The organism is Enterobacter cloacae complex sp. 2022EL-00788 (assembly GCF_026627565.1).
Classification (GTDB): domain Bacteria; phylum Pseudomonadota; class Gammaproteobacteria; order Enterobacterales; family Enterobacteriaceae; genus Enterobacter; species Enterobacter pasteurii.
Genome location: NZ_JAPNMC010000012.1, coordinates 116,102 through 142,698, shown reverse-complemented (window position 1 = coordinate 142,698; position 26,597 = coordinate 116,102). Strand labels below are relative to the sequence as shown.

General features: G+C 58.8%; 20 protein-coding genes and 1 pseudogene. 15 read left to right on the top strand and 6 right to left on the bottom strand.

Translation table 11 applies throughout. From position 1 onward, the window contains the following. Positions 1-186: 186 nt before the first annotated feature. Positions 187-639, bottom strand: coding sequence for a YhcH/YjgK/YiaL family protein (locus OWK27_RS18580; RefSeq protein ID WP_176608849.1), 453 nt, complete (start codon positions 637-639; stop codon positions 187-189). A gap of 675 nt (positions 640-1,314) precedes the next feature. Here OWK27_RS18580 and arcA point away from each other — a divergent pair. The 5 genes from arcA (at position 1,315) to OWK27_RS18555 (ending at position 6,619) form a co-directional block, all read left to right on the top strand. After that, the gene (gene arcA, locus OWK27_RS18575; RefSeq protein ID WP_176608850.1) at positions 1,315-2,535 is read left to right on the top strand and encodes an arginine deiminase; all 1,221 of its coding nucleotides are present in this window, start codon (positions 1,315-1,317) and stop codon (positions 2,533-2,535) included. A gap of 10 nt (positions 2,536-2,545) precedes the next feature. After that, positions 2,546-3,457, top strand: coding sequence for a carbamate kinase (gene arcC / locus OWK27_RS18570; RefSeq protein WP_267590950.1), 912 nt, complete (start codon positions 2,546-2,548; stop codon positions 3,455-3,457). A 146-nt stretch (positions 3,458-3,603) separates the two neighbouring features. Further along, complete coding sequence (argF, locus tag OWK27_RS18565) at positions 3,604-4,608, top strand: ornithine carbamoyltransferase (protein WP_176608852.1); 1,005 nt, start codon at positions 3,604-3,606, stop codon at positions 4,606-4,608. A gap of 47 nt (positions 4,609-4,655) precedes the next feature. Further along, a complete protein-coding gene (locus OWK27_RS18560) occupies positions 4,656-6,059 on the top strand; it encodes a YfcC family protein (protein WP_176608853.1) in 1,404 nt (467 codons plus the stop codon). Between the two features lie 80 nt (positions 6,060-6,139). Beyond that, positions 6,140-6,619, top strand: coding sequence for an arginine repressor (locus OWK27_RS18555; protein ID WP_042322591.1), 480 nt, complete (start codon positions 6,140-6,142; stop codon positions 6,617-6,619). 3 nt (positions 6,620-6,622) lie between these two features. Here OWK27_RS18555 and OWK27_RS18550 read toward each other — a convergent pair. Continuing rightward, a pseudogene (locus OWK27_RS18550) lies at positions 6,623-6,740 on the bottom strand (hypothetical protein). On the opposite strand from OWK27_RS18550, the gene OWK27_RS18545 reads away from it, so the two are divergent. From OWK27_RS18545 to gbpA, 5 genes are all read left to right on the top strand, one after another. Then, positions 6,720-6,824 (top strand): pyrBI operon leader peptide, encoded by a 105-nt coding sequence (locus tag OWK27_RS18545; RefSeq protein WP_176608854.1) that lies wholly within the window; start codon positions 6,720-6,722, stop codon positions 6,822-6,824. The pseudogene OWK27_RS18550 and the gene OWK27_RS18545 overlap by 21 nt on opposite strands. Positions 6,825-6,858: 34 nt before the next feature. Then, positions 6,859-7,791, top strand: coding sequence for an aspartate carbamoyltransferase (pyrB, locus tag OWK27_RS18540; protein WP_148422660.1), 933 nt, complete (start codon positions 6,859-6,861; stop codon positions 7,789-7,791). A 12-nt stretch (positions 7,792-7,803) separates the two neighbouring features. Beyond that, the gene (pyrI, locus tag OWK27_RS18535; RefSeq protein WP_014830457.1) at positions 7,804-8,265 is read left to right on the top strand and encodes an aspartate carbamoyltransferase regulatory subunit; all 462 of its coding nucleotides are present in this window, start codon (positions 7,804-7,806) and stop codon (positions 8,263-8,265) included. A 73-nt stretch (positions 8,266-8,338) separates the two neighbouring features. Beyond that, complete coding sequence (gene ridA / locus OWK27_RS18530; protein WP_003863373.1) at positions 8,339-8,725, top strand: 2-iminobutanoate/2-iminopropanoate deaminase; 387 nt, start codon at positions 8,339-8,341, stop codon at positions 8,723-8,725. Between the two features lie 138 nt (positions 8,726-8,863). Further along, the gene (gbpA, locus tag OWK27_RS18525) at positions 8,864-10,315 is read left to right on the top strand and encodes an N-acetylglucosamine-binding protein GbpA (protein ID WP_267590949.1); all 1,452 of its coding nucleotides are present in this window, start codon (positions 8,864-8,866) and stop codon (positions 10,313-10,315) included. A 136-nt stretch (positions 10,316-10,451) separates the two neighbouring features. Here gbpA and OWK27_RS18520 read toward each other — a convergent pair whose 3' ends face one another. Both OWK27_RS18520 and mgtA read right to left on the bottom strand, forming a co-directional pair. Then, on the bottom strand, positions 10,452-12,836 hold the full coding sequence (locus OWK27_RS18520; RefSeq protein WP_267590948.1) for a beta-N-acetylhexosaminidase: 2,385 nt from the start codon (positions 12,834-12,836) through the stop codon (positions 10,452-10,454). Between the two features lie 210 nt (positions 12,837-13,046). Further along, positions 13,047-15,755, bottom strand: coding sequence for a magnesium-translocating P-type ATPase (gene mgtA / locus OWK27_RS18515; RefSeq protein WP_242173827.1), 2,709 nt, complete (start codon positions 15,753-15,755; stop codon positions 13,047-13,049). Between the two features lie 387 nt (positions 15,756-16,142). Here mgtA and treR point away from each other — a divergent pair, with 387 nt between their 5' ends. The 5 genes from treR (at position 16,143) to nrdG (ending at position 23,432) form a co-directional block, all read left to right on the top strand. Further along, the gene (gene treR / locus OWK27_RS18510) at positions 16,143-17,090 is read left to right on the top strand and encodes a trehalose operon repressor TreR (protein WP_267590947.1); all 948 of its coding nucleotides are present in this window, start codon (positions 16,143-16,145) and stop codon (positions 17,088-17,090) included. A 127-nt stretch (positions 17,091-17,217) separates the two neighbouring features. Then, complete coding sequence (gene treB, locus OWK27_RS18505) at positions 17,218-18,636, top strand: PTS trehalose transporter subunit IIBC (RefSeq protein WP_176611142.1); 1,419 nt, start codon at positions 17,218-17,220, stop codon at positions 18,634-18,636. Positions 18,637-18,685: 49 nt separating this feature from the next. Then, positions 18,686-20,329, top strand: a complete 1,644-nt coding sequence (gene treC / locus OWK27_RS18500; protein WP_267590946.1) for an alpha,alpha-phosphotrehalase — start codon at positions 18,686-18,688, stop codon at positions 20,327-20,329. A gap of 373 nt (positions 20,330-20,702) precedes the next feature. Continuing rightward, complete coding sequence (nrdD, locus tag OWK27_RS18495) at positions 20,703-22,841, top strand: anaerobic ribonucleoside-triphosphate reductase (RefSeq protein ID WP_267590945.1); 2,139 nt, start codon at positions 20,703-20,705, stop codon at positions 22,839-22,841. Between the two features lie 126 nt (positions 22,842-22,967). Then, positions 22,968-23,432 carry an anaerobic ribonucleoside-triphosphate reductase-activating protein gene (nrdG, locus tag OWK27_RS18490; protein WP_176608862.1) on the top strand — a complete coding sequence of 155 codons (465 nt, stop codon included), beginning with the start codon at positions 22,968-22,970 and terminating at the stop codon, positions 23,430-23,432. A 32-nt stretch (positions 23,433-23,464) separates the two neighbouring features. Here the strand turns inward: nrdG and OWK27_RS18485 are convergent, their stop codons facing one another. Both OWK27_RS18485 and OWK27_RS18480 read right to left on the bottom strand, forming a co-directional pair. After that, on the bottom strand, positions 23,465-25,375 hold the full coding sequence (locus tag OWK27_RS18485; protein WP_267590944.1) for a BglG family transcription antiterminator: 1,911 nt from the start codon (positions 25,373-25,375) through the stop codon (positions 23,465-23,467). Between the two features lie 19 nt (positions 25,376-25,394). Further along, positions 25,395-26,531, bottom strand: coding sequence for a lactonase family protein (locus OWK27_RS18480; protein ID WP_176608864.1), 1,137 nt, complete (start codon positions 26,529-26,531; stop codon positions 25,395-25,397). Between the last annotated feature and the right edge of the window lie 66 nt (positions 26,532-26,597).

The window sequence follows — 26,597 nt, the reverse complement described above, 5'->3', positions numbered from 1 at the left end:
AAGTCATCCGGCATGAGCCCGGGAAAGTAAGACGCCTGAATATAGTTAACGAGATGAAAAAGCTGGGAAAAGAGTACAGTAATATGGTCATGGTGGTATGACCATATTACTGGGGATCCCTCAGCCCACAGGGAGAGGGAACTTTTACACCCTCTCCCCTTGGGAGAGGGCCGGGGTGAGGGGAAATTACTCCACCAACATCTTAACAACCACTTTCCTGACCTTAGCAGGCGCCCCCACCGCGCACAGCGGCTTATGTACTTCACCCGGCCAGAACACCACGAAATCCCCTTCGCTCAGCACCACGGTTTTCTCCTGCTCGCCTTCCGGCAGGAACGCGATGTCTTTATCCGCCAGCCAGTCGGTGTCCGGCGTGCCGTGTGGCAACGTACTGAACGTCATCCCTTCCTGCCCTTTGAGCACAATCTGAATGTCCAGATAGCGCGCATGGTACTCCGCGCGGCGCTCGGCAAACGGCTGGGTCATGTCTTCGGAGACCAGATAAAACAGGCTGTTGCCGCTGATGTCGTGCTTGCCGATCGGCGTGGCGTCGGTGACGTGTGCCTTAACGTGCTCAATGGCCTGACGCAGCTCGACCGGCAGCCAGGACTGAAGATGATGAATGTTGCCAATAATCATGGTTGAATCCTCAAAGTAAAACATCGTTTCATTTTTATCTTTTATACGAGGATTGTCTCGTTCACACCAGCCCTTTTTAGGCAAGTTTTGCGCGAGCGCATGTTTATCGGTAAATGTGTTAATCCTATGTTAATTACACGCCGGCAATTATGCAGCGGTTATGCATAACCTCATTCGGCGCGTTTTACGTGCCCGGCATAATCGGCTGAAATACAAGGTTAATTCACAAAACCTGCTGCCGCATCACACTTTATCACTTCGATTATTTCCTTTATAACTCCATATTTATTTATTGATTTTTCTTAAGTCAAAAATAGTTAACCGGCATTTCTGCATAGCCATTCTTTCGACATGATTTTATCTTTTAAAATCAAACACATGACCAACCATTTCAAAGTATTTAATTCTACAAAATAATAACAACCTCAAATAATGCCAGCAGATCCTGCTTAGCTATTCATCTGCCCGTAATATGAAATTAATCATTATCTGATGCGAATCATGCAAATGAAAACAAACCTCTTAATATCCGATTTCGCGTGAGCAATATCACATTACGGATTATTTAACTGCCTAGTATAAATCACGAAATCAATTGAGCTTAGCCGCCATGCAATTAAATACATTACATGGCGCATGCCCTTTTTATTCTGAAAAACAGTTAAAGGAATAATTATGGAAAAGCATTACGTCGGTTCTGAAATTGGTCAATTGCGTAGCGTTATGCTGCACCGCCCAAATTTAAGTCTTAAACGTTTAACGCCGTCAAACTGTCAGGAGCTGCTATTTGACGACGTGCTCTCGGTTGAGCGGGCGGGTGAGGAGCATGACATTTTCGCAAACACGCTGCGCGAGCAGGGTGTGGAAGTCCTGCTGTTGACCGACCTTCTGACACAAACCCTTGATATTGAAGAGGCTAAGGCCTGGCTGCTGGAGACGCAAATCTCCGACTACCGTCTCGGGCCAACCTTTGCCGGCGACGTCCGCGGCTGGCTGGCGGATATGCCGCACCGGGAACTGGCGCGCAGATTAAGCGGCGGATTAACCTACGGCGAAATTCCGGCAGCCATTAAAAATATGGTGGTGGATACCCACACGGCGAATGATTTTATTATGAAGCCGCTGCCGAACCATTTATTTACCCGCGACACTTCTTGCTGGATTTATAACGGCGTCTCCATTAACCCGATGGCCAAACCGGCCCGCCAGCGCGAAACGAATAACCTGCGGGCAATATATCGCTGGCACCCGGCGTTTGCCGACGGCGATTTTATTAAGTATTTCGGCGACGAGAATATTAATTACGACCACGCAACCTTAGAGGGCGGCGACGTATTAGTGATTGGCCGCGGCGCGGTATTAATTGGCATGTCTGAACGCACCACCCCGCAGGGCGTGGAGTTTCTCGCCAACAGCCTGTTTAAACATCGCCAGGCCGAGCGCGTGATTGCCGTTGAGCTACCGAAGCACCGTTCCTGCATGCACCTCGACACCGTCATGACCCACATCGACGTGGATACCTTCTCCGTCTACCCGGAAGTGGTGCGCAAGGACGCCCAGTGCTGGACGCTCACCCCGGACGGACGCGGCGGCCTGCTCCGCACCCAGGAAACCGACCTGCTGCACGCCATCGAGAAGGCGCTCGGCATTAATCAGGTACGCCTGATCACCACCGGCGGCGACGCCTTTGAGGCCGAGCGCGAGCAGTGGAACGACGCCAACAACGTGCTCACTATCCGCCCGGGCGTGGTGATTGGCTACGAGCGCAACGTCTGGACCAACGAGAAGTATGACAAGGCGGGTATCACCGTGCTGCCCATCCCGGGCGACGAGCTGGGACGCGGGCGCGGCGGCGCGCGCTGCATGAGCTGCCCGCTGGAACGAGACGGAATTTAAAGGAGCCATCATGGAACGAAAACCCACTCTGGTTGTGGCCCTGGGCGGCAACGCGCTGCTCAGGCGCGGCGAACCGCTGGAAGCCGACATCCAGCGTCAGAACATCGAGCTGGCCGCCCGCACCATCGCCGGGCTGACTGAGCAGTGGCGCGTGGTGCTGGTGCACGGCAACGGGCCGCAGGTCGGGCTGCTGGCGCTGCAGAACAGCGCCTACGACAGGGTCGCCCCCTACCCGCTGGACGTTCTCGGCGCGGAAAGCCAGGGAATGATCGGCTACATGCTCCAGCAGGCGCTGAAAAACAACCTGCCCCAGCGCGAGGTGAGCGTGCTGCTCACCCAGGTGGAGGTGGACGCCGCCGACCCGGCCTTCAGCAACCCGACCAAATACATCGGCCCGGTGTACAGCGAAGCGCAGGCGAAAGCGCTGGCCGCCGAGAAAGGCTGGGTGTTTAAGGCCGACGGCGGCTACTTCCGCCGCGTGGTGCCCTCTCCGCAGCCGAAGCGCATCGTTGAGCGCGACGCCATCGCGGCGCTGATCCAGCGCGACCACCTGGTGATCTGCAACGGCGGCGGCGGCGTGCCGGTGGTGGAAAACACCAACGGCTACCGCGGCATTGAGGCGGTAATAGACAAAGACCTCTCCGCCGCCCTGCTGGCGCGCCAGATTGAGGCGGATGCCCTGCTGATTTTGACCGATGCCGACGCGGTGTATCTCGACTGGGGCAAACCAACCCAGCGCCCGCTGGCGCAGGTCACGCCGGAACTGCTCAGGGGCATGCAGTTCGACGCCGGCTCGATGGGGCCGAAGGTCGCCGCCTGCCGCGAGTTTGTTGAAGCCTGCAATGGGATAGCCGGGATCGGCGCGCTGGCCGACGGCGCGGAGATCCTCGCGGGCGAGAAAGGCACGTTGATTCGTAACTGAATAACTTCACACCTCGCCCCTCACCCCTCACCCTAACCCTCTCCCCAAAGGGGAGAGGGGACGATTACACCCTCTCCCCTTTGGGGAGAGGGCCGGGGTGAGGGGTGCGGGCACCAGACAGCTGACAATTTAAAAAGGATTCCCCCATGACCATTAACCTGAAAAACCGCAATTTCCTCAAGCTGCTTGACTACACCCCGGCAGAGATCCAGTACCTGATCGACCTTGCCATCGAGCTGAAGGCGGCCAAAAAAGCCGGGCGCGAGAAGCAAACCCTGGTCGGGAAAAACATCGCCCTGATCTTTGAAAAAACCTCTACCCGCACCCGCTGCGCCTTTGAAGTGGGCGCGTTTGACCAGGGCGCGCAGGTCACCTACCTCGGCCCAAGCGGATCGCAGATTGGCCATAAAGAGTCGATGAAAGACACCGCCCGCGTGCTGGGCAGGATGTACGACGGCATCGAATACCGCGGCTACGGGCAGGCCATCGTCGAGGAGCTGGGCGAGTACGCGGGCGTGCCGGTGTGGAACGGCCTGACCGACGAGTTCCACCCCACCCAAATACTCGCCGACCTGATGACCATGCTGGAGCACGCGCCGGGCAAAGCCCTGCCGGAGCTGAGCTTTGCCTATCTCGGCGACGCGCGGAACAACATGGGCAACTCGCTGATGGTCGGCGCGGCCAAGATGGGCATGGATATCCGCCTGGTGGCGCCGAAATCCTTCTGGCCGGAAGCCGGGCTGGTTGAGCAGTGCCGCGCCATCGCCAAAGAAACCGGCGCGCGCATCACCCTTACCGACGACGTGGAGGAAGGCGTTAAGGGGGCCGATTTCCTCTACACCGACGTGTGGGTCTCCATGGGCGAGCCGAAGGAGGCCTGGGCCGAACGCGTCAGCCTGATGAAGCCGTATCAAATCAACGCGCACGTCATGAAGGCCACCGGCAACCCGAACGTCAAGTTCATGCACTGCCTGCCGGCGTTCCACAACGAGCACACCAAAGTGGGCCGCGAGATCGAGATGGCGTATGGCCTGAAGGGGCTGGAGGTGACGGAAGAGGTCTTCGAATCACCGAACTCCATCGTCTTCGACGAAGCGGAGAACCGCATGCACACCATTAAGGCGGTCATGGTGGCGACACTCGGCGACTAATCACCGCCCGGCGCGCCGCGGGGTGCGCCGGGTTTCAGGAGAACATCATGGGCAAGTTCAAGTTTCCCTCCGCTTACACCATCCTCTTTGTGCTGATTGCCGTGGTTGCCGCGCTGACGTGGATTGTTCCGGCGGGGCAGTACCATATGGCAATGAACGAGGCGCTCGGCAAGGAGGTGCCGGTTGCCGGCACCTACGCGCACGTTGCGGCGCACCCGCAGGGTCTGGTTTCGGTGCTGATGGCCCCGATTGCCGGGCTGTACGATCCGGAGTCCGGCCAGGCCGGGGCCATCGACGTGGCGCTGTTTATCCTGATCATCGGGGGATTTCTCGGGATCGTCACCAGAACCGGGGCGATTGACGCCGGGATCGAGCGCGTCACCACCCGGCTGCGCGGGCGCGAGGAGTGGATGATCCCGATCCTGATGGCGCTGTTTGCCGCAGGCGGCACCATCTACGGCATGGCCGAGGAGTCGCTGCCGTTCTACACCCTGCTGGTGCCGGTGATGCTGGCCGCCCGTTTTGATCCGGTTGTCGCCGCCTCCACCGTGCTGCTCGGCGCGGGGATCGGCACGCTCGGCTCCACCATCAACCCGTTCGCCACGGTGATCGCCGCCAACGCCGCCGGGATCCCCTTCACCAACGGGATCGCCCTGCGCGTGGCGCTGCTGGTCATCGGCTGGGTCATCTGCGTGGCGTGGGTAATGCGTTACGCCCGCAAGGTCCGCCAGGATCCGTCGCTGTCGATCGTGGCGGATAAGCAGGAGGAGAACCGCGCCCACTTCCTCGGCAACAGGGGCGAGCAGACGCTGGAATTTACCCCGGTGCGCAAAATGATTCTGGTGATTTTTGCCCTCGCCTTCGCGGTGATGATTTACGGCGTGGCGGTGCTGGGCTGGTGGATGGCGGAGATCTCCGCGGTGTTTCTCGCCAGCGCCATCATCGTGGGGCTTATCGCCCGCATGAGCGAAGAGGAGCTGACCTCAACCTTTATCAACGGCGCGCGAGATTTGCTGGGCGTCGCGCTGATTATCGGCATCGCGCGCGGTATCGTAGTGATCATGGATAAGGGCATGATTACCCACACCATTTTGCACAGCGCCGAGGGGCTGGTGACCGGATTGTCGACGGTCGCGTTCATCAACGTGATGTACTGGCTGGAGGTGGTGCTGTCGTTTCTTGTGCCTTCTTCGTCCGGCCTGGCCGTTCTGACGATGCCGATCATGGCGCCCCTTGCCGATTTCGCTAACGTCAACCGCGACCTGGTGGTTACGGCTTACCAGTCGGCGTCCGGCATCGTTAACCTTGTCACTCCTACCTCTGCCGTTGTGATGGGCGGGCTGGCTATCGCCCGCGTGCCCTACGTGCGTTATCTGAAGTGGGTCGCGCCGCTGCTGGGGATATTAACGGTGGTGATTATGGTGGCGTTGAGCCTGGGTGCCTTGTTGTGATTTGCCGGATGGCGCTGCGCGTATCCGGCCTGCGGATCGGTGCGGTGCCACCGGTTATTTCGGGAACTGATATGGGAACTATGATGGATTACGAAGAGTACTCTCCCAAAGAGCAACTACAGCTAACGGTCTGCCAGCGTCTGATCGCGGAAAAGAGCTATCTCTCTCAGGAGGAGATCCGCCGCGACCTGCAGGAGCATGGTTTTGAGACCATCAGCCAGTCCACCGTTTCACGTCTGCTCAAGCTGCTTGGCGTCATAAAAATTCGCAATGCTAAAGGGCTAAAGATTTATTCGCTGAATCCACAGCTGCGCCCTGCCCCCGACGCGGCGCGCACCGTCTCGGAAATGGTGGTAAGCGTGGAGCACAATAGCGAATTTATCCTTATCCATACCGTGGCGGGATATGGCCGCGCGGTGGCGCGTATTCTGGATTATCACCAGTTACCGGAAATATTAGGCGTGGTGGCAGGAAGCAGTATTGTCTGGGTCGCCCCCCGGGTAGTGAAGCGCACCGCGCTGGTGCATAAGCAAATTAATTATTTACTCAGAACGCATTAATATTCACAAAGAACCGTTTGCTTTGAGTAAAGCGTGCATTAAATCGCTTGATCCGAAAAGCGAGCTGCGTATAATGCCCGACAATTTGCCGGGAGGAAGCATGGTCAAGCGTGTACGACATAACGTCTTACCGCGTCTGAAATCAGACGCTGGCCTGCCGTTTTTCTTCCCGTTGCGTAATCTATTCCCAGAGCCCCTCATTTGAGGGGCTTTTTTTTGCCCGGCGTCAGGAGATAAACATGAATCCGCTTTATCAAAAACACATCATTTCCATAAACGACCTCAGCCGCGAAGAGCTGGAACTGGTTCTGGAAACCGCGGCAAAACTGAAGGCCAATCCGCAACCGGAGCTGCTGAAGCACAAGGTGATTGCGAGCTGCTTCTTCGAAGCCTCGACCCGCACCCGCCTCTCCTTTGAAACCTCCATGCACCGCCTGGGCGCGAGCGTGGTGGGCTTCTCGGACAGCAGCAACACGTCGCTGGGCAAAAAAGGCGAGACCCTGGCGGATACCATTTCAGTGATCGGCACCTACGTTGACGCGATTGTGATGCGCCACCCGCAGGAGGGCGCGGCGCGCCTGGCAACCGAATTTTCCGGCGGCATTCCGGTGCTGAACGCCGGTGACGGTGCCAACCAGCACCCGACCCAGACCCTGCTGGATCTGTTCACCATTCAGGAGACCCAGGGCACGCTGGAGAACCTGAACATCGCCATGGTCGGCGACCTGAAGTATGGCCGCACCGTCCACTCCCTGACCCAGGCGCTGGCAAAATTTAACGGCAACCGCTTCTTCTTCATCGCCCCGGACGCGCTGGCGATGCCGCAGTACATTCTCGACATGCTGGACGAGAAAGGCATTCAGTGGAGCCTGCACGCCAGCATCGAAGAGGTGGTGGGTAACGTGGATATTCTCTACATGACCCGCGTGCAGAAAGAGCGTCTGGATCCGTCCGAATACGCCAACGTGAAGGCGCAGTTCGTGCTGCGCGCCAGCGACCTCGACGGCGCGCGCGACAACATGAAGGTGCTGCACCCGCTGCCGCGCATCGATGAGATCGCCACCGACGTGGATAAAACGCCGCACGCCTGGTACTTCCAGCAGGCCGGGAACGGCATCTTCGCCCGCCAGGCGTTACTGGCACTGGTTCTGAATCGCGAATTAGCTCTGTAAGGGGAAACGACCATGACACACGATAACAAACTCCAGGTTGAAGCCATCAAGCGCGGCACCGTGATTGACCACATCCCTGCGCAGGTGGGCTTTAAGCTGCTGACGCTGTTCAAGCTGACCGAAACCGACCAGCGCATCACCATCGGCCTGAACCTGCCGTCCGGTGAAATGGGCCGTAAGGACCTGATCAAAATCGAGAATACCTTCCTGACCGACGAGCAGGTTAACCAGCTGTCGCTGTACGCGCCGGACGCGACGGTTAACCGCATCGACGATTACGACGTGGTGGGTAAATCCCGTCCGAGCCTGCCGGAACGCATTGAGAGCGTGCTGGTCTGCCCGAACAGCAACTGCATTAGCCACGCCGAGCCGGTTTCCTCCAGTTTTGCAGTGAAAAAACGCGCCGATGACATTGCGCTCAAATGCAAATACTGCGAAAAAGAGTTTTCTCATTATGTGGTGCTGGCCAACTAATTGAGGTTGGTAATGAAATCCCGGCTGTTATAATGGCCGGGAACATTCTTAACGCTGTAATTCTGGAGAAAAAATGAGCAAAGTACTCGCGACGGAAAATGCACCAGCGGCCATCGGCCCTTACGTTCAGGGCGTTGATCTGGGCAGCATGATCATCACTTCTGGCCAGATCCCGGTGAATCCAAAAACCGGTGAAGTGCCGGCAGACGTGGCGGCGCAGGCGCGTCAGTCGCTGGAAAACGTGCAGGCGATCGTTGAATCCGCCGGCCTGAAGGTGGGCGATATCGTCAAAACCACCGTTTTCGTAAAAGATCTGAACGATTTCGCCACCGTTAACGCTACCTACGAAGCGTTCTTCACCGAACATAACGCCACCTTCCCGGCGCGCTCCTGCGTGGAAGTCGCCCGTCTGCCAAAAGACGTGAAAATTGAAATTGAAGCGATTGCCGTACGTCGTTAATTCATTTCAATAAATAAAGGGTAGCTCAGGCTGCCCTTTATTATTTTGACTATTTTTACTCTCGACTTTCAATGACGCCATACGCGGTCCATTAATAAACTGCAGTTGCTTTGTTATCTTCTTTTAAATGGACTAAGAATGAAAATTTCAAAAATTGCGTTGGCGATCGCAACATTAACCGTCGCCTCTTCCGCACTCGCGCATGGATATATTGAATCACCCGCCAGCCGCGCTTATATGTGTAAGCTCGGTCAAAATATTGACTGCGGTTCCGTACAGTACGAACCGCAGAGCGTGGAGAAAACCTCCGGTTTCCCGACAGGGGCGATGCCGCCTGACGGCCAGCTTGCCAGCGCGGGGATTGCCAATTACTCCCAGCTGGATAAGCAGAGCCTGAACGCATGGACGAAAAACCCTATAACCGCGGGCCCGCATGAGTTTGTCTGGTATCACACCGCGCCGCACAAAACCACCAACTGGCGTTATTACATTACCAAACAAAACTGGGATCCAAATAAGCCCCTGACCCGCGCTCAGTTTGAATTAACGCCGTTCTGTACCATTAATGGAAATGGCCAGGCGCCCGCAATGCGTCAGGCGATGAAATGTAATGTGCCGTCACGTACCGGCTATCAGGTTATTTATGGCGTCTGGGAAATTGCGGATACGTCTAATAGTTTTTACCAGGCCATTGACGTTGATTTCGGTAACGGAGGCAACGTAACGCCGGATGAAAATACAGGTATCGAATCTGAGTGGAGCAAAACGCTCAGCGGCCAGATTGCGGGTAATAACCTGAACGTCGGCGATAAGGTCATTGCCCGCTTCTTCGACGCGCACGGTGAAGTGACTTCCCTGCGCACCGAACTGACGATTGCCACTGCCGCTCAGGGTGATGCCAACCAGTGGTCTTACGATCTGGCGCAGAAAATTAACACCGCGCACGACGATATCCGCGTCGGGGTGAAGGATGAAGCGGGCGAAATTAGCCCGGTTCACGGCGCGAACAGCGTATTCGTCAAAGATGGCAGCACCCTGCAATCCGTTGCGATTTCATACGAAGAGCAGAAGGCGGACGTCAATGAAACCATCGCCGTTACCGACTTGCAGTACAGCAAAATCGAGAACGGCAGCGCGACCGTGACCTTCCACGTGAATACCCACGGCAACGTCGATTTCGAAGCCCACGTCATGAACCATCACGGCGCGGAAAAAGGGTATCTGAAGCAGGAGATGAACAACGCGAATCAGGACGTCACCATGACGCTGACCGGCGTTGAAGCGGGTCACCACATGCTGAAGTACTACGCCACCAATAAAGACGGCACCCTGTTTGCGCAGGACGTACTGAACCTGATGCTGGAAAGCGATGCCGCGGCGGACACCGGCGGCCAGCACGACTTTATCTTCCCGGATAATATCGCGTCCTACAAAGCGGGTACCGTGGTGCTGCAGCCTAAAGACGGTAAGACCTACGAATGTAAGCCATTCCCGTACAGCGGCTACTGCGTGCAGTGGAGCAAGTATGCGACCCAGTTTGAGCCGGGCACAGGTTCACACTGGAAAGAGGCGTGGGTTCTTAAGCACTGAGTCGTCTGATCCCCTCACCCTAACCCTCTCCCCAAAGGGGAGAGGGAACCGATCGAGCCTTCTCTTCACGGTGAGAGGGGAACGATAGAGCCCCTCGCCCCTTTGGGGAGAGGGGTTGGGGTGAGGGGGTTCTTTCCTACTGATTCCGCGTCGCTCTGAGCAGCGTCTCCAGCGGATACACCGCCGCAATCACTACCTCATCCTGAATCTTCGCCGCGTTATCCAGCTCGCTCTGAATCGACGCGATCTCCTTATCGTCCAGCGTCCCCTGACGCGCCACCAGATCGGTGAGCCTCAGGCCAATCGACGCCAGCTTGTCCACCTCCTGAATCACCGGCTTGATCGCCTTCAGCTGATAGCTGTTTTCGCTTAACGCCAGCGCGTCGCTGGTGTTGTTCTGCCAGCGGTTAAACACGTGGCGCAGGGCGTCGGCGCTTTCCGTGTCTTCGGCGTCGCTCACCAGACGGTCCGCCCATTTGCTCATCTGACGCACGGTGGCGCTTTCGGCGTTCAGCGCATCGGCGAGCCTGTTTAGCGGTTCAAACTGATGGTAGTTTCCGGCCTGGAACTTGAGGTGCTGGCGGGTGTAATACTGGGCCGGCTCAAGCGCCTGGGCGAGGATTTGCAGCGGCAGCGTATCGGCGTTATTGGCCAGGCGCGTGAACTGCACCTGCTGCTGGGTATGCTGTTGCAGCCCGACCGATACCGTCGACCAGCTGTCCATCGCCTGCAGGCGGGTATACATGTTGTCGACGTCGTTTACGTCCTTCGCCGACCATAGCCGCTCCGCCACCGCAAAGGCGCGCGGCCACAGGCGGATATCCAGCACCGGTGCGATCACGTTTTCCGCCCACAGCGCGGCTTCACCGCCGAGCAGGTTGGCCTCATTCGCCACGTCCGGCACCACCGGCGGGATGCCTTTTGGCACCTCGTTCAGACGCGTGCCGCTAATCGGGTAGCGGGCATTGCCCACCAGGAAATAGCCGCTCAGCTTATCGTTCTCAACGGAGACGACCGGGCGCGTTTCGCCCATCCAGGTGTCGACGGTAAACGTCACCTGGTTGTCATCGCGCCATTCGATATCCTGCACCGCGCGACGCGACTTCCCGGCAAAATCGATAAACCCGCGCCACCCCGACTCCCCTTTCACCAGCGTGAAGCTGCCCTCTACCGGCTTGCCCTTCAGCCGCGGCATGGAGAAGGCCCAGCTCTGAACGCTGTCGGTATCGGCTATCACATCCACGCCGTTCAGCCCCTGCGGGACAATCTCATTGCGATAGTGATAGGCGGTGGACTGAGGCTGGTCGAGGTAGAAGCCCGTTGAGAGAATGCCCCTGTAGCCGTTCTGCGCCACCTGCCCCAGCGCGTCCTGCCCCTGCCAGGACTGGATCAGAATGCTTTTCGGCAGATCGGGATGGTAGATCTCATCCCAGCCGACCATCTGCCGGTGATGCTTCTCGAGGATCGTCTCCAGCCTGCGGTTGAAGTAAGCCTGCAGCGCGTGGCTGTCCGCCAGGCTGTTATCGCGCATGAACTGCTGAATGGCCGGATTCGCTTTCCACTGGCTGTCGTCGACCTCATCGCCGCCGATGTGCAGATACGGATCCGGGAAGATCGCCGCCAGCTCGCTGACCATCGCGTCGGCAAAGGCGTAGGTTGCCGCTTTGGTGGGATCCAGCACCGGCTTCAGCACGCCCCAGTGGCGCTCCATTTCGTACGGTACCGGCGCGCTCATCAGCTCAGGGTAGGCCACGGCAATGGCCGAGGCGTGGCCCGGCATGTCGATCTCCGGCACCACGCGGATGCCGCGCACGGTAGCGTAACGCACCACCTCGCGCATCTGTTCCGGCGTGTAGAACAGCCCGTCGCTGGCAAGCTGGGTCAGCTTTGGATAGCGCGCTGAGCTGAAGCGCCAGCCCTGATCGTCGGTCAGATGCCAGTGCAGAACGTTAAGCTTGGCCGCCGCCATGCCGTCAATCTGCCGTTTGATATCCGGGAGCGGGATGAAGTGGCGCGCCGAATCAAGCAGCAGCCCGCGCCACGGGAAGCGCGGGGAATCTTCAATGGTCACCCACGGCAGCGAGGTGTTTTCCGCCCCGTTCTGAATGAGCTGGAGCAGCGTTTCCATGGCGCGCAGCGCGCCGAAGCGGGTGTTGGCGGAGATAGTTACGCCACTGGCATCCACCGTGAGCGTATAGCTTTCATCGCTGTCCGGCAGCGGCTGCGGCTTGACCTTTTTGACGATAGCGATGCGGATGGTTGGCTTTTCCGGCTTGTCGGCCTGCGGCTGCAGGGTCCAGCCGGTTTGCAGGGCGATGCGCTGGCGCAGGCGGTCCACCGCCTCACCCAGATCGTCGCCGCTGACGCTGACGGAAACGTTGTTGCTCAGCACCAGCGCGCCCTGGGTTGTCGGGCGTTCGACCTTCGCAGGCCAGGGCATCAGGGGAAGATCGCCTGCCGGGGCGGCAAACGCGGAGGCGCCGAGCATTAGCCCGGCGGTTAAGAGAGCGTACCGTAACATGAATGTTCCTTATCTGACGGGCCAAATACAGGCAAAACATTCTGTTAACATGCGCTCAATTTGTCGTCAAGCGAATGCGCCGACGGAGATCACAGGTTGTTGAATTTGGGAGAAAAGCCAGTCCCCTCACCCCGGCCCTCTCCCCAAAGGGGCGAGGGTGTAATCATCCCCTCTCCCTTCCAGGGAGAGGGTCAGGGTGAGGGTAAGTTTTTACTGCCACCCGTACCGGCGCGCATAGAATCCTTTCACCAGCTGCGTCAGCACCATATAGCCCGCGAGGATCGCCACCAGCCACGGGAAGTAGCTCAGCGGCAGCGCCTGGAGCTGCAGATAGCTCGCAAGCGGTGAGAACGGCAGCGCGATCCCAAGCGCCATCACAACCCCGGTCATGATAATCAGCGGCCAGGCGGCACGGCTCTGGATGAACGGAATGCGGCGGGTGCGGATCATATGCACAATCAGCGTCTGCGACAGCAGCCCCACTACGAACCAGCCGGACTGGAACAGGGTCTGGTGTTCCGGGGTGTTGGCGTGGAACACAAACCACATCAGGCAGAAGGTCAGGATGTCAAAGATCGAGCTGATCGGGCCAAAGAACAGCATAAAGCGCCCCAGATCGGCGGGATTCCAGCGCTGCGGCTTCTGGATCTGCTCGTCATCGACGTTATCAAACGGGATCGCCACCTGGGACACGTCGTACATCAGGTTCTGGATCAGCAGGTGCAGCGGCAGCATCGGCAGGAACGGCAGAAACGCGCTCGCCACCAGCACGCTGAAGACGTTACCGAAGTTGGAGCTGGCGGTCATCTTGATGTACTTGAGCATGTTGGCGAAGGTCCGACGCCCTTCGATCACGCCTTCCTCCAGCACCATCAGGCTCTTTTCCAGCAGGATGATGTCTGCCGCTTCACGGGCGATGTCCACCGCGCCGTCCACGGAGATGCCGATATCCGCCGCACGCAGGGCGGGCGCGTCGTTGATGCCGTCGCCCATAAAGCCCACCACGTGCCCTTCCCGACGCAGCAGGGTGACGATGCGCTCTTTGTGCATCGGCGTCAGGCGGGCAAACAGCGTGGTGCGCAGGGCAAGCTGCGCCAGCTGGTCGTCTGAGAGCGATTCAATATCGCTTCCCACCACCACGTCGCCCGCGTCCAGCCCCACCTCGTGACACACTTTGGCGGCCACCAGCTCGCTGTCGCCGGTGAGGATTTTCACGGTGATACCGCTCGCCTTCAGCGCCTTCAGCGCGGGGGCGGTGGTCTCTTTCGGCGGATCGAGGAATGCGATGTAACCTTCGAGAATTAAATCGGATTCGTCGATACGCTGATAGTCACCTTCCCGCGCGGGCAGAAACTTGCTCGCCACCGCCACCACGCGCAGCCCCTGACGGTTCAGGTTATCGGTGACGCGTTTGATGCGGCGCAGCATGGTCTCGTCCAGCGGCACGATCTCCCCGTTATGGCGCACCTGCGTTGAAACGTTCAGGATCTCCTGCAACGCCCCTTTGCAGATCAGCTGATGCACGTCCGGCTGTTCGCTTACCACCACCGACATGCGGCGGCGCTCAAAGTCGAACGGGATCTCGTCGACTTTCTGCCAGCGGCCGGAGAGCATGCGGGCCGACTCTTCATCCACGCCTTCCAGCACCGCCACGTCGAGCAGGTTTTTCAGCCCGGTCTGGTAGTGGCTGTTCAGCCACGCGCTGTACAGCACGCGCTCGCTGGTCTTTCCGGCGATGTCGGTATGGTTCTCCAGCACGATTTTGTCCTGGGTCAGCGTGCCGGTTTTATCGGTACAGAGAATGTCCATCGCGCCAAAGTTCTGAATGGCGTCGAGGTGTTTGACGATCACCTTCTGTTTAGAGAGTTTTACCGCCCCGCGCGCCAGCGTGGAGGTAACAATCATTGGCAGCATTTCCGGCGTCAGGCCGACGGCCACGGAGAGCGCAAACAGCGCCGCTTCCCACCAGTCGCCTTTGGTGTAGCCGTTGATCAGCAGCACGATCGGCGTCATGACCATCATAAAGCGGATCAGCAGCATGCTGACGCGGCCAATGCCCTTCTGAAACGCGTTCGGCTCGCTCTCCTGCTCGCTGACGCGTCCGGCAAGCTGTCCAAACCAGGTATTGCCGCCGGTGGCGGTGACAATCGCCTGCGCGGTGCCGCTGACCACCGTGGTGCCCATAAAGCACAGGGTGTCGCACTCGAGCGGGTTCATCTGCTGCGGATCGCGGGAGCGCGCCACCTTCTCAACGGGCAGAGATTCCCCGGTGAGCGAAGCCTGCGCCACGAACAGATCGCGCGCCTGGATGATGCGCAAATCCGCCGGGATCATGTCCCCGGCCGCCAGCTTCACCAGATCGCCCGGCACCAGCTGGTCAATGGGCAGTTCAACCCAAGCGTTTTCGCCGAGTTCGTTAATCACGCGCGAGACCGTCGCGGTGTTGCTGACCATCGCCTTCAGGGCGTCCGCGGCTTTGGTGGAGCGCGCTTCCTGTATAAAGTTCAGCAGCGTGGAGATACCCACCATCAGGGCAATTACGCCGGCGGCGAACAGATCTTCGGTAGCGTAAGAGATGATGCCCAGCACCGTCAGCAGCAGGTTGAACGGGTTGCGGTAGCAGAGCCACAGGTGCACCCACCACGGAGAGGGTTTTTGCGCCGGGATCTGGTTGTCGCCGTGCACGGCGCGAATTTTTTCAACTTCGGACGCGTTCAGCCCTTCCGGGTGACCGCCAAAGGCGCGCCAGACTTCGTTTTCATCCATCGCCGCCACGTTAAGGCAGCGCTCGGTCAGGGAGGCGGGAATTGTCGCCCCCGCGATATTTTTGCCGTTTGGCAGCGGATCGCGCGCAATCAGGCGATGTGGCAGATGGCGGCTCAGCTGTGCAAACAGCTGCCGGGTGATATTTTTCAGCATAGTCATTCCCCCGCATCCGCAATGGCGGACGCAGTCTTTCCCGCAGGCGTGGCAAAGCCGTACCTGTCAGGCACTTAAATTTTCAAGCAGGAACGTATGAACGTTGCTGCCTCACGCCGGTGAGACAGCACAAGGCTGGCTTACCGGAAAGAAGGTTTTCTCCTGGTCAGGAGAGGTGTGGGATCGGGATCCATGTCGCCTCCGGTAAGTAAAAAGTAGGGTGTCGGCACGCAGTATAGCGATTTAACCATACCGTTCGTGTTTAATCGGGCGGTATTATAACGCCCTGCAAATAAACCAAACGTAAACCAGACTTTGCCCATGGCGAATTCGCAGGATAGCATTAGGCTCAACTGACTATTTTATCGTTGTTACAGGGAATACAGCATGCAGAACCGCCTTACGATTAAAGACATCGCGCGTTTAAGCGGCGTGGGGAAATCGACCGTCTCACGCGTGCTGAACAACGAAAGCGGCGTCAGCGAGCGTACGCGCGAGCGCGTCGAGGCGGTAATGAATCAGCACGGTTTCTCCCCTTCCCGCTCCGCGCGCGCCATGCGCGGGCAGAGCGATAAAGTGGTCGCCATTATTGTCTCGCGTCTGGATTCTCTCTCCGAAAACCTTGCCGTGCAGACCATGCTGCCCGCCTTTTACGAGCAGGGTTATGATCCGATCATGATGGAGAGTAAATTCTCGCCGCAGATGGTGGAGGAGCATCTCGGTATGCTTCAGCGACGCAACATTGATGGCGTGGTGCTGTTCGGCTTTACCGGCCTTAAAGAGGATGTCCTCAAGCCCTGGCAGCCTTCACTGGTGCTGCTGGCGCGCGACGCCAGCGGGTTTGCTTCTGTCTGTTACGATGACGAAGGGGCGATTGTGATTTTGATGCAGCGCCTGTATGAGCAGGGCCATCGCTATATCAGCTATCTCGGCGTGCCGCATGCCGACGTCACGACCGGCAAGCGTCGTCATGAGGCGTACCTGGCGTTCTGTAAAAAACACAACCTGCCCGCCGTGGCCGCGCTGCCCGGGCTGGGCATGAAGCAGGGATATGAGCAGGTCGCCAGCGTGCTGACCCCGCAGACCACGGCCCTGGTGTGCGCCACGGATACACTGGCGCTGGGTGCGAGCAAATATTTGCAGGAGCAGCGCATCGGGGAACTGCAGTTAGCGAGCGTGGGAAACACGCCGCTGATGAAGTTCTTACACCCGGAGATTATCAGCGTCGACCCGGGCTACGCCGAGTCAGGCAAGCAGGCGGCCGCGCAGCTGATAGAGCAGATCAACGGGCGCGCTGAGCCGCGCCAGATCGTTATTCCTGCCCGTCTCTCATAACCTTCTTGAATAGATTATTGTGATCTTCGCCCGATTTCGGGAACGTTCCCATTTTCGCCGTCGCGCTCAGGGAGTAGGCTTGCGTTCAGGTCATTCATCCCTTCACCATCTGTCATGAGGTTTCATGATGAGTAAAGTCAAACAAGCCGATATCGATCGGTTGATCGTCCTGGTAGGCGGCCGTGAAAACATTGCCACCGTCAGCCACTGCATTACCCGCCTGCGCTTCGTACTGAACGATCCGGCTAAAGCTAACCCAAAAGCCATTGAAGAGCTTTCAATGGTCAAAGGCTGCTTCACCAACGCCGGGCAGTTCCAGGTGGTGATTGGTACCGAAGTGGGCGATTACTATCAGGCTCTGCTGGCGACGACCGGGCACGCTTCCGCCGACAAAGAGCAGGCGAAGAAGGCCGCGCGCCAGAATATGAAGTGGCACGAGCAGCTTATCTCCCACTTCGCGGAGATCTTCTTCCCGCTGCTGCCGGCGCTGATCAGCGGGGGCTTAATTTTAGGCTTCCGCAACGTCATCGGCGATGTGCCGATGAGCGACGGCAAAACCCTGGCGCAGATGTACCCGGCGCTGCAAAGCATCTATGACTTCCTGTGGCTGATTGGCGAAGCGATCTTCTTCTACCTGCCCGTCGGGATCTGCTGGTCAGCGGTGCGCAAGATGGGCGGAACGCCGATTCTTGGCATCGTGCTCGGCGTCACGCTGGTCTCTCCGCAGTTAATGAACGCTTACTTACTTGGTCAGCAGGTGCCTGAGGTATGGAACTTCGGCCTGTTTACCATCGCCAAAGTGGGCTATCAGGCGCAGGTGATCCCGGCGCTGCTGGCCGGGCTGGCGCTGGGCTTTATTGAGACGCGCCTGAAGCGCATCGTGCCGGATTACCTTTATCTGGTGGTAGTGCCGGTCTGCTCGCTGATCCTGGCGGTATTTCTGGCGCACGCCTTTATCGGTCCGTTTGGCCGCATGATTGGCGACGGCGTGGCCTTCGCGGTGCGTCACCTGATGACCGGCAGCTTCGCGCCGGTTGGGGCCGCGCTGTTTGGCTTCCTGTATGCCCCGCTGGTGATCACCGGCGTGCACCAGACGACGCTGGCGATCGATATGCAGATGATCCAGAGCCTGGGCGGCACGCCGGTCTGGCCGATTATCGCCCTGTCTAACATTGCGCAGGCCTCCGCGGTTACCGGCATCATCATCGTCAGCCGTAAGCACAACGAGCGTGAGATCTCCGTTCCGGCAGCTATCTCCGCTTACCTCGGCGTTACCGAACCGGCGATGTACGGTATCAACCTGAAATATCGCTTCCCGATGCTCTGCGCGATGATCGGCTCTGGCCTGGCGGGTTTGCTGTGCGGCCTGAACAGCGTGATGGCGAACGGGATTGGCGTGGGCGGCCTGCCGGGAATCCTCTCCATTCAGCCCGCGTTCTGGCAGGTGTTTGCGCTGGCAATGGCGGTGGCGATTATCGTCCCAATGGCGCTGACTACCGTGGTCTACCAGCGTAAGTTCCGTCAGGGCACGTTGCAGATTGTATAATTACTCTTCGGGGCGCAGTTGCGCCCCTTCGCATTTGCAGGAACGTACTATGAATACCCTTCCTCACTGGTGGCAAAACGGCGTCATCTATCAGATTTACCCAAAGAGCTTCCAGGACACCACCGGCAGCGGCACGGGCGATCTGCGCGGCGTGACGCAGCGCCTGGACTACCTGAAAACCCTCGGCATTGACGCCATCTGGCTGACGCCGTTTTATATCTCGCCGCAGGTGGATAACGGCTACGACGTGGCGAACTACATCGCCATCGACCCGACCTACGGCACGCTGGACGACTTTGACGAGCTGGTCGCCCAGGCGCACGCGCGCGGCATCCGCATCGTGCTGGATATGGTGTTTAACCATACGTCGACGCAGCACGCCTGGTTCCGCGAATCGCTGAACAAAGCGAGCCCGTACCGCCAGTTCTATATCTGGCGCGACGGCACGCCGGACGAGCTTCCCAATAACTGGCGCTCCAAGTTTGGCGGCAACGCCTGGCGCTGGCACGCCGAAAGCGAGCAGTATTACCTGCACCTGTTCGCGCCGGAGCAGGCGGACCTCAACTGGGAAAACCCGGAGGTGCGCGCCGAGCTGAAAAAGGTGTGCGAGTTCTGGGCCGATCGCGGCGTGGACGGTTTACGTCTCGACGTGATTAACCTGATTTCGAAAGATTGGTCCTTCCCGGACGATCCCTTCGGCGATGGTCGTCGCTTCTACACCGACGGGCCGCGCATCCATGAATTTCTTCAGGAGATGAGCCGCGACGTCTTTACCCCGCGTAACCTGATGACGGTAGGCGAGATGTCCTCCACCTCGCTGGAAAACTGCCAGCAGTATGCATCTCTGGACGGGCGCGAGCTGTCGATGACCTTCAACTTCCACCACCTGAAGGTGGATTACCCCGGCGGCGAAAAATGGACGAAGGCGAAGCCGGACTTCGTGGCGCTGAAGACCCTCTTTAACCACTGGCAGCAGGGGATGCACAACAAGGCGTGGAACGCGCTGTTCTGGTGTAACCACGATCAGCCGCGCATCGTGTCGCGCTTTGGCGACGAAGGGGAACACCGCGTGGCGGCGGCGAAAATGCTCGGCATGGTGCTGCACGGCATGCAGGGCACGCCCTATATCTATCAGGGCGAAGAGCTGGGCATGACCAACCCGCACTTTAGCCGCATCACCGACTACCGCGACGTGGAAAGCCTGAACATGTTTGCCGAACTGCGCGCAAACGGCCGCGATGCGGAGGAATTGCTGGCGATTCTGGCGTGCAAATCCCGCGACAACGGCCGCACGCCGATGCAGTGGGACGCCTCGCACAACGCGGGCTTTACCGGGGGCGAGCCGTGGATTGGCGTTTGCGATAATTACGAGACGGTGAACGCCCGGGCCGCGCTGGACGACCCGGACTCGGTGTTTTACACCTATCAGTCGCTCATCAGGCTGCGCAAAACCCTGCCGGTGCTGACGTGGGGAGACTATGAAGATTTGCTCCCGACACACCCTTCCCTGTGGTGCTACCGCCGCCGGTGGCAGGGACAAACGCTGATAGTGGTGGCAAACCTGAGCGGCGCATCTCAGGAATGGCACGCAGACGCTCCGGGCGGCGAGGCGCGGATCGTGATGAGTAACTACCCTGCCCCCCATACGTCTTCGCTCCGTCCGTTTGAAGCCGTGTGGTGGTTACAGGATTAACTTCCCCGCCGGGCGCCCGTCGCGCCCGGCTTATTCTGCTGTTTTTGTTGAATAATTAAGCAAGATTTTGCCTCTGCGCATTTACAATCGCTCCAGCGCCCGCCGTTTGTACTCTCGTCTTTTTACTTTGTTCTGAATCAAAAAAATCGCAAACATGTTTGATGCAAATCACTATATGTAGCACTTAAAATGCATCCCGACCCAACATATTGTATCTATCGTCTACAATTCCAACAACAAGACGGCGCTTACGCTGGCCGGAATTGTGGATAACACGAACCGGGAACGCGGGAAGTCTTTGGCCTGCCGAGCAATAAGCCCGGTGAATACTTCCCCACCTCTGTGGATAACCTGTTTTTAAAATGGAGTGATCATGACACCGCATGTGATGAAACGTGATGGCTGTAAAGTGCCGTTTAAATCAGAGCGCATCAAAGAAGCCATTCTGCGTGCAGCTAAAGCAGCGGGAGTCGATGACGCAGATTACTGCGCCACCGTCGCAGAAGTCGTTAGCAGCCAGATGCATGAACGCAGCCAGGTGGATATCAACGAGATCCAGACTGCGGTAGAAAACCAGCTGATGTCTGGCCCCTACAAGCAGCTGGCGCGCGCCTACATTGAGTACCGTCACGACCGTGACGTCCAGCGCGAGAAGCGCGGTCGCCTGAACCAGGAGATCCGCGGCCTGGTGGAGCAGACCAACTCCTCGCTGCTCAATGAAAACGCGAATAAAGACAGTAAAGTAATCCCGACCCAGCGCGACCTGCTGGCCGGTATCGTCGCCAAGCACTATGCGCGCCAGCATCTGCTGCCGCGCGACGTGGTATCGGCGCACGAGCGCGGTGAAATCCACTACCACGATCTCGACTACTCGCCGTTCTTCCCGATGTTCAACTGCATGCTGATCGACCTGAAGGGCATGCTGACCCACGGCTTTAAAATGGGTAACGCCGAGATTGAACCGCCAAAATCCATCTCCACCGCGACGGCGGTCACGGCGCAGATCATCGCCCAGGTCGCGAGCCACATTTACGGCGGCACCACCATCAACCGCATCGATGAAGTGCTGGCCCCGTTCGTGACCGAAAGCTTTAACAAGCACCGTAAAACGGCGGAAGAGTGGCAGATCCCGGACGCCGACGGTTACGCCCGCTCCCGTACGGAGAAAGAGTGCTACGACGCCTTCCAGTCGCTGGAATACGAAGTGAACACGCTGCACACCGCCAACGGCCAGACGCCGTTTGTGACCTTTGGCTTTGGTCTCGGCACCAGTTGGGAGTCGCGCCTCATTCAGCAGTCCATCCTGCGCAACCGTATTTCAGGCCTGGGTAAAAACCGCAAAACGGCGGTGTTCCCGAAACTGGTCTTCGCCATCCGCGACGGGCTGAACCACAAGTTTGGCGATCCGAACTACGACATTAAACAGCTGGCGCTGGAGTGCGCGAGCAAGCGCATGTACCCGGACATTCTGAACTACGACCAGGTGGTGAAGGTCACCGGCTCGTTCAAAACGCCAATGGGCTGCCGCAGCTTCCTCGGCGTGTACGAAGATGAGAACGGCGAGCAGATCCACGACGGGCGCAACAACCTGGGCGTAATCAGCCTTAACCTGCCGCGCATCGCGCTGGAGGCGAAAGGTAATGAAGAGGCCTTCTGGACGCTGCTGGACGAGCGTTTACAGCTGGCGCGTAAGGCGCTGATGACCCGCATTGCGCGTCTCGAAGGGGTGAAAGCCCGCGTCGCGCCAATCCTTTATATGGAAGGGGCCTGCGGCGTGCGCCTGAAGGCGGACGATGACGTTGCTGAGATCTTCAAAAACGGCCGCGCGTCGATCTCGCTGGGCTATATCGGTATTCACGAAACCATTAACGCGCTGTTTGGCGACAGGCACATTTACGACAGCGATACCCTGCGCGAGAAAGGCATCGCCATTGTGCAGCGCCTGCGCGATGCGGTGGACCAGTGGAAAGACGAAACCGGCTACGGTTTTAGCCTGTACAGTACGCCGAGCGAAAACCTGTGCGATCGCTTCTGCCGTCTGGATACCGCCGAGTTCGGGATTGTGGAAGGGGTGACCGACAAAGGGTACTACACCAACAGCTTCCACCTCGACGTTGAGAAGAAGGTGAACCCGTACGACAAGATCGACTTCGAAGCGGCCTACCCGCCGATCGCCAGCGGCGGCTTCATCTGCTACGGCGAGTACCCGAACATTCAGCACAACCTGAAGGCGCTGGAAGACGTGTGGGATTACAGCTACCAGCACGTGCCGTACTACGGGACCAACACGCCAATCGACGAGTGCTACGAGTGCGGCTTTACCGGCGAGTTTGAGTGCACCAGCAAAGGCTTCACCTGCCCGAAATGCGGTAACCACGATGCGGCCCGCGTCTCCGTCACCCGCCGCGTGTGCGGCTATCTCGGCAGCCCGGACGCGCGTCCTTTTAACGCCGGCAAGCAGGAAGAGGTGAAGCGCCGCGTGAAGCATTTAGGGAATGGGCAGATCGGGTAAGTTTTTTGCCGGGTTCTCCCCCTCACCCCAGCCCTCTCCCCAAAGGGGAGAGGGTGTAATCGTCCCCTCTCCCCTTTGGGGAGAGGGTTAGGGTGAGGGTTAAAGGCATCACATCAGGCTAACGCTATGAACTATCACCAGTACTACCCCGTCGACATCGTCAACGGCCCCGGCACCCGCTGCACGCTCTTTGTATCGGGCTGCATTCACGAGTGCCCCGGCTGCTACAACAAAAGCACCTGGCGCTTAAATTCCGGCATGCCGTTCACCGCTGAAATGGAAGACCGCATCATCAGCGACCTGAACGACACGCGCATCAAACGTCAGGGGATTTCGCTCTCCGGCGGCGACCCGCTGCATCCGCAAAACGTGCCGGATATTCTGAAGCTGGTGAAACGCATTCGCCGCGAATGCGCGGGAAAAGATATCTGGGTCTGGACGGGCTATAAGCTGGATGAACTGAATGCTGCTCAGAGGGAAGTGGTGGATCTGATTAACGTGCTGGTCGACGGCAAGTTCGTGCAGGATTTAAAAGATCCCATGCTTATCTGGCGAGGCAGCAGTAATCAGGTTGTGCATCATCTGCGTTAATTAATAGCGGATAGCCTCTATCCGCTTTTTTCTCAAAACCGGCTCAAACTCTCCACGGCCTCAGCCTTAAACGTCGCAAAATCCTGGCACTGGCACAGGCGCGCCATCGCGCGTTCACGCAGGAAGGTGACGAAGATGTCGTAAATGGCCATCGCCTCTTCGTATTCACTCCTGCTAATCGCAAGCAGGAAAATCACATGGGCTGTTTCATCTCCCCACTGAATGCCCTGCGGCGCCAGCACCGTGTAGACCACCGTTTTTTGCGCCAGCAGGCCGAGGGAGTGCGGCAGCGCGATGCCGTCGCCAAGCATGGTGCTGACGATGGCCTCACGCTCGATGACCGAATCCAGAAACTCCGCCCCGACAAAGCCCTCGCGTTCGAGCTGCTCGCACAGTTCGCGGAACAGGGTTTGTTGGTCGACGGGCTTGTCGATAATGCGGAAATGGGCCGCGTCGAAGTATTTCTCCAGCATCCACGGGCGGGTTCTGTCCACCAGCACCAGCTTGCCGATCTGCTCCAGCTGATAGTCGGTCGGGAACGGCGCGATCGTCACCACCGGTTTGGATTTCTCGCTCACGCGGGCGGTGGAAATAACAAAGTCCTCGACGACGGTATCCGCCTGCTCGTACTCGCGCAGGGTGAGCGTACGCGCGATCTCAATCTGCGGGTATTTACGCTGGAGCACCGCCTCGATCATCCGCACCATCGCGTTTCCGGCGTCGCACACCAGCAGCACCCGCGGCTGGCGCTGGTAGCCGATGTTGTAGTGACGCTCCAGCCCGACGCCGATGTGCAGCACCAGGAAGCCAATCTCGTTTTCGCTGATCGCGTACGGGGTATATTTCCCCCAGCTCGACACGGCCGCGAGGGTCATGTCCCACGCCATCGGATAGTGCTGCTTGATGTTATCCAGCAGCGGATTGGGGATCATGATTTGATACCGCACGCGGGTGATCATGGTTTTGATGTGCGTGAGCAGATCCGCGTGCAGCTGTTCGTCGCTGAGCAGGTTGTAGTTATAGTGGGTATTGATGTAGCGCAGGATGTAGTTGACCAGTGCCTCATCGTCGTCGGCGTTAATCGCGCTTGGGGCGATCTCCTGGATCTGCCGCGCCGCAATGTGCACGCACAGCCAGCTCTCTTCCGAAGGTGAAAGCGCTTTGTCCGCCAGCTGCTGGATGGACGCCGCGATAGCTTTCGCCGCCTCGCGCACGTTGTCCTCCACGTCTTCCGCCTGAAATTCCGGCAGCGGGTAACCTTCGCTGATGCGCCGCACCGACACCGCGCAGTACAGGCGCAGGAACAGCTCGCCCTCGTCGGTCAGGCGAATGTGATGGCGGGTCAGCGCGTCGTGAAGTACGGGCACCATCTTTTCCGCCACGCCCGCGTTGAGCGCTACCTCGGTAACCAGCGGGTTCAGGCTGTCCTGCTGCGCCAGCTCCCACAGGAGGTCGGTCAGGCAGGCGCGGATCGCCATCTCGCGGCCAAACAGCTTCATGCCGTGGCGCGGGCGGGTTTCCAGCGTCAGGTTGTAACGGTGGAACCACTCGCGTACCTCCACCATGTCGCTCTGCAACGTGGCGCGGCTGACAAACCACTCGTCCGCCAGGTCCTCCAGCTTAAGGGAAAACGCCGAGGTCAGAAAACGCACCACCAGATAGTGCACGCGCTCCGGCCCGGTTCGCGGAATGCGCAGCTCGCGCGGGTGCGATGCCTGTAGCTGCTGGTAACGTTCAGCATCATCAATTTTAAGCTGATAGCCGTTACCGCGGCTCAGAATGAACTGCGCGCCGTGGCTCGCCAGCAGCGCGTTCAGGGCGGTGATATCCGCCCGGACGGTTCGCGTGGAGACCGACAGCCGCTGCGCCAGCTCGTCCTGCGGCAGCGTCTCGTTTTGCAACAGATCGAAAAGTTGCGCTAAACGTTGGTTCGGAAATCGCACGTCGTCGTCCTCTTACTGCTCAGGGTGAAATAACCATCTGGGATGGGCTGCCGACCGGGGTGTAGTCTGGCTCAACGCTCAGCCTGCCGTCCTGCGCCACGCGGAAGCGGGTAATGTTGTCGCTGCGCTGGTTCATGACGTACAGCCAGCGCCCCTGCTTATCGAGCGTCAGGGTTCGTGGATAGTCACCGCGCGTCCAGACATCGTCCTGGTGCGTCAGCGTCCCCTCCGCCGTTACGGTAAAGTGCCCGATGCTGTTATGCAAACGGTTAGCGACATACAGCTGTTTACCATCGGCGCTTAACGCCAGCCCGGCGGCAAAGCTGGTGCCCCTGTAACCGTCCGGCAGGGCTGAAACCGTTTTACCTTCTTTGAGCCTGCCGCTGCTGTCCAGCGCATAATGGGTGAGCGTAGAGGCTTCTTCGTTAATCAGCCACAGGGCGTCTCCCTTCGGCGTAAAGACAAAGTGGCGCGGCCCGGCACCTTTTGATGAGGCGCTGATAAACGGCGGATCGTTCGGCGTCAGCTTGCCGCTTCGATCGTCAAAGCGGTACTGGTAGATGCGATCCAGCCCCAGATCGGTAGAAAACACATACTTCCCGCTCGGATCGGCGGCGATCATGTGCGCATGTGGGCCGTTATGATCGCTGATGGCAAAGCTGCCCTCAACGGCAGCTTCCGGCTTCGCAGCCCCCGGTTCGCCCCGATCCTGATGCGTGTCCGTGGCCTCACCCAGGCTGCCGTCTGCGTTGACGGGCAGCACCGCGATCGATCCGCTGACGTAATTCGCCACCAGCAGGTGCTGGCCGTTCGGCGTTAGCGACAGGTACACCGGCCCCGCACCGCCGGAGGAGACCTGATTCAGCTCGCTCAGCTCGCCGTTATCGCCCACGCGCAGCGCCTGCACCACGCCCTGCTCCACCTCGCTTGCCAGATACAGCGTTTTGCCGTCGTGAGAGACGGTCAGCTGCGCCGCGTTCGGGAGCCTGCTCACCAGCGTTTTATCGCCGAGCGCGCCGGTGTTCGGGTCGACGGTAAAGCGGTACAGCCCCTCGCCGTTGGGGTTATAGGTGCCGACCCAGGCGTACTGCGGCTGGGCGATAGCGGCAGTGGCAAGTAACGAGAGTGAAGCGACAAGCAGGTTTTGGGTGTGCATGGTGGCTCCTTTGGGGTTGTGCGGCGTGTTTCCCCTCACCCTAACCCTCTCCCCAAAGGGGAGAGG

Excerpts from the sequence above, each read along its gene's own strand:
- OWK27_RS18580 (WP_176608849.1), bottom strand. The coding sequence starts at position 639 with ATGATTATTGGCAACATTCATCATCTTCAGTCCTGGCTGCCGGTCGAG.
- arcA (WP_176608850.1), top strand. The coding sequence starts at position 1,315 with ATGGAAAAGCATTACGTCGGTTCTGAAATTGGTCAATTGCGTAGCGTT.
- arcC (WP_267590950.1), top strand. The coding sequence starts at position 2,546 with ATGGAACGAAAACCCACTCTGGTTGTGGCCCTGGGCGGCAACGCGCTG.
- argF (WP_176608852.1), top strand. The coding sequence starts at position 3,604 with ATGACCATTAACCTGAAAAACCGCAATTTCCTCAAGCTGCTTGACTAC.
- OWK27_RS18560 (WP_176608853.1), top strand. The coding sequence starts at position 4,656 with ATGGGCAAGTTCAAGTTTCCCTCCGCTTACACCATCCTCTTTGTGCTG.
- OWK27_RS18555 (WP_042322591.1), top strand. The coding sequence starts at position 6,140 with ATGATGGATTACGAAGAGTACTCTCCCAAAGAGCAACTACAGCTAACG.
- OWK27_RS18545 (WP_176608854.1), top strand. The coding sequence starts at position 6,720 with ATGGTCAAGCGTGTACGACATAACGTCTTACCGCGTCTGAAATCAGAC.
- pyrB (WP_148422660.1), top strand. The coding sequence starts at position 6,859 with ATGAATCCGCTTTATCAAAAACACATCATTTCCATAAACGACCTCAGC.
- pyrI (WP_014830457.1), top strand. The coding sequence starts at position 7,804 with ATGACACACGATAACAAACTCCAGGTTGAAGCCATCAAGCGCGGCACC.
- ridA (WP_003863373.1), top strand. The coding sequence starts at position 8,339 with ATGAGCAAAGTACTCGCGACGGAAAATGCACCAGCGGCCATCGGCCCT.
- gbpA (WP_267590949.1), top strand. The coding sequence starts at position 8,864 with ATGAAAATTTCAAAAATTGCGTTGGCGATCGCAACATTAACCGTCGCC.
- OWK27_RS18520 (WP_267590948.1), bottom strand. The coding sequence starts at position 12,836 with ATGTTACGGTACGCTCTCTTAACCGCCGGGCTAATGCTCGGCGCCTCC.
- mgtA (WP_242173827.1), bottom strand. The coding sequence starts at position 15,755 with ATGCTGAAAAATATCACCCGGCAGCTGTTTGCACAGCTGAGCCGCCAT.
- treR (WP_267590947.1), top strand. The coding sequence starts at position 16,143 with ATGCAGAACCGCCTTACGATTAAAGACATCGCGCGTTTAAGCGGCGTG.
- treB (WP_176611142.1), top strand. The coding sequence starts at position 17,218 with ATGAGTAAAGTCAAACAAGCCGATATCGATCGGTTGATCGTCCTGGTA.
- treC (WP_267590946.1), top strand. The coding sequence starts at position 18,686 with ATGAATACCCTTCCTCACTGGTGGCAAAACGGCGTCATCTATCAGATT.
- nrdD (WP_267590945.1), top strand. The coding sequence starts at position 20,703 with ATGACACCGCATGTGATGAAACGTGATGGCTGTAAAGTGCCGTTTAAA.
- nrdG (WP_176608862.1), top strand. The coding sequence starts at position 22,968 with ATGAACTATCACCAGTACTACCCCGTCGACATCGTCAACGGCCCCGGC.
- OWK27_RS18480 (WP_176608864.1), bottom strand. The coding sequence starts at position 26,531 with ATGCACACCCAAAACCTGCTTGTCGCTTCACTCTCGTTACTTGCCACT.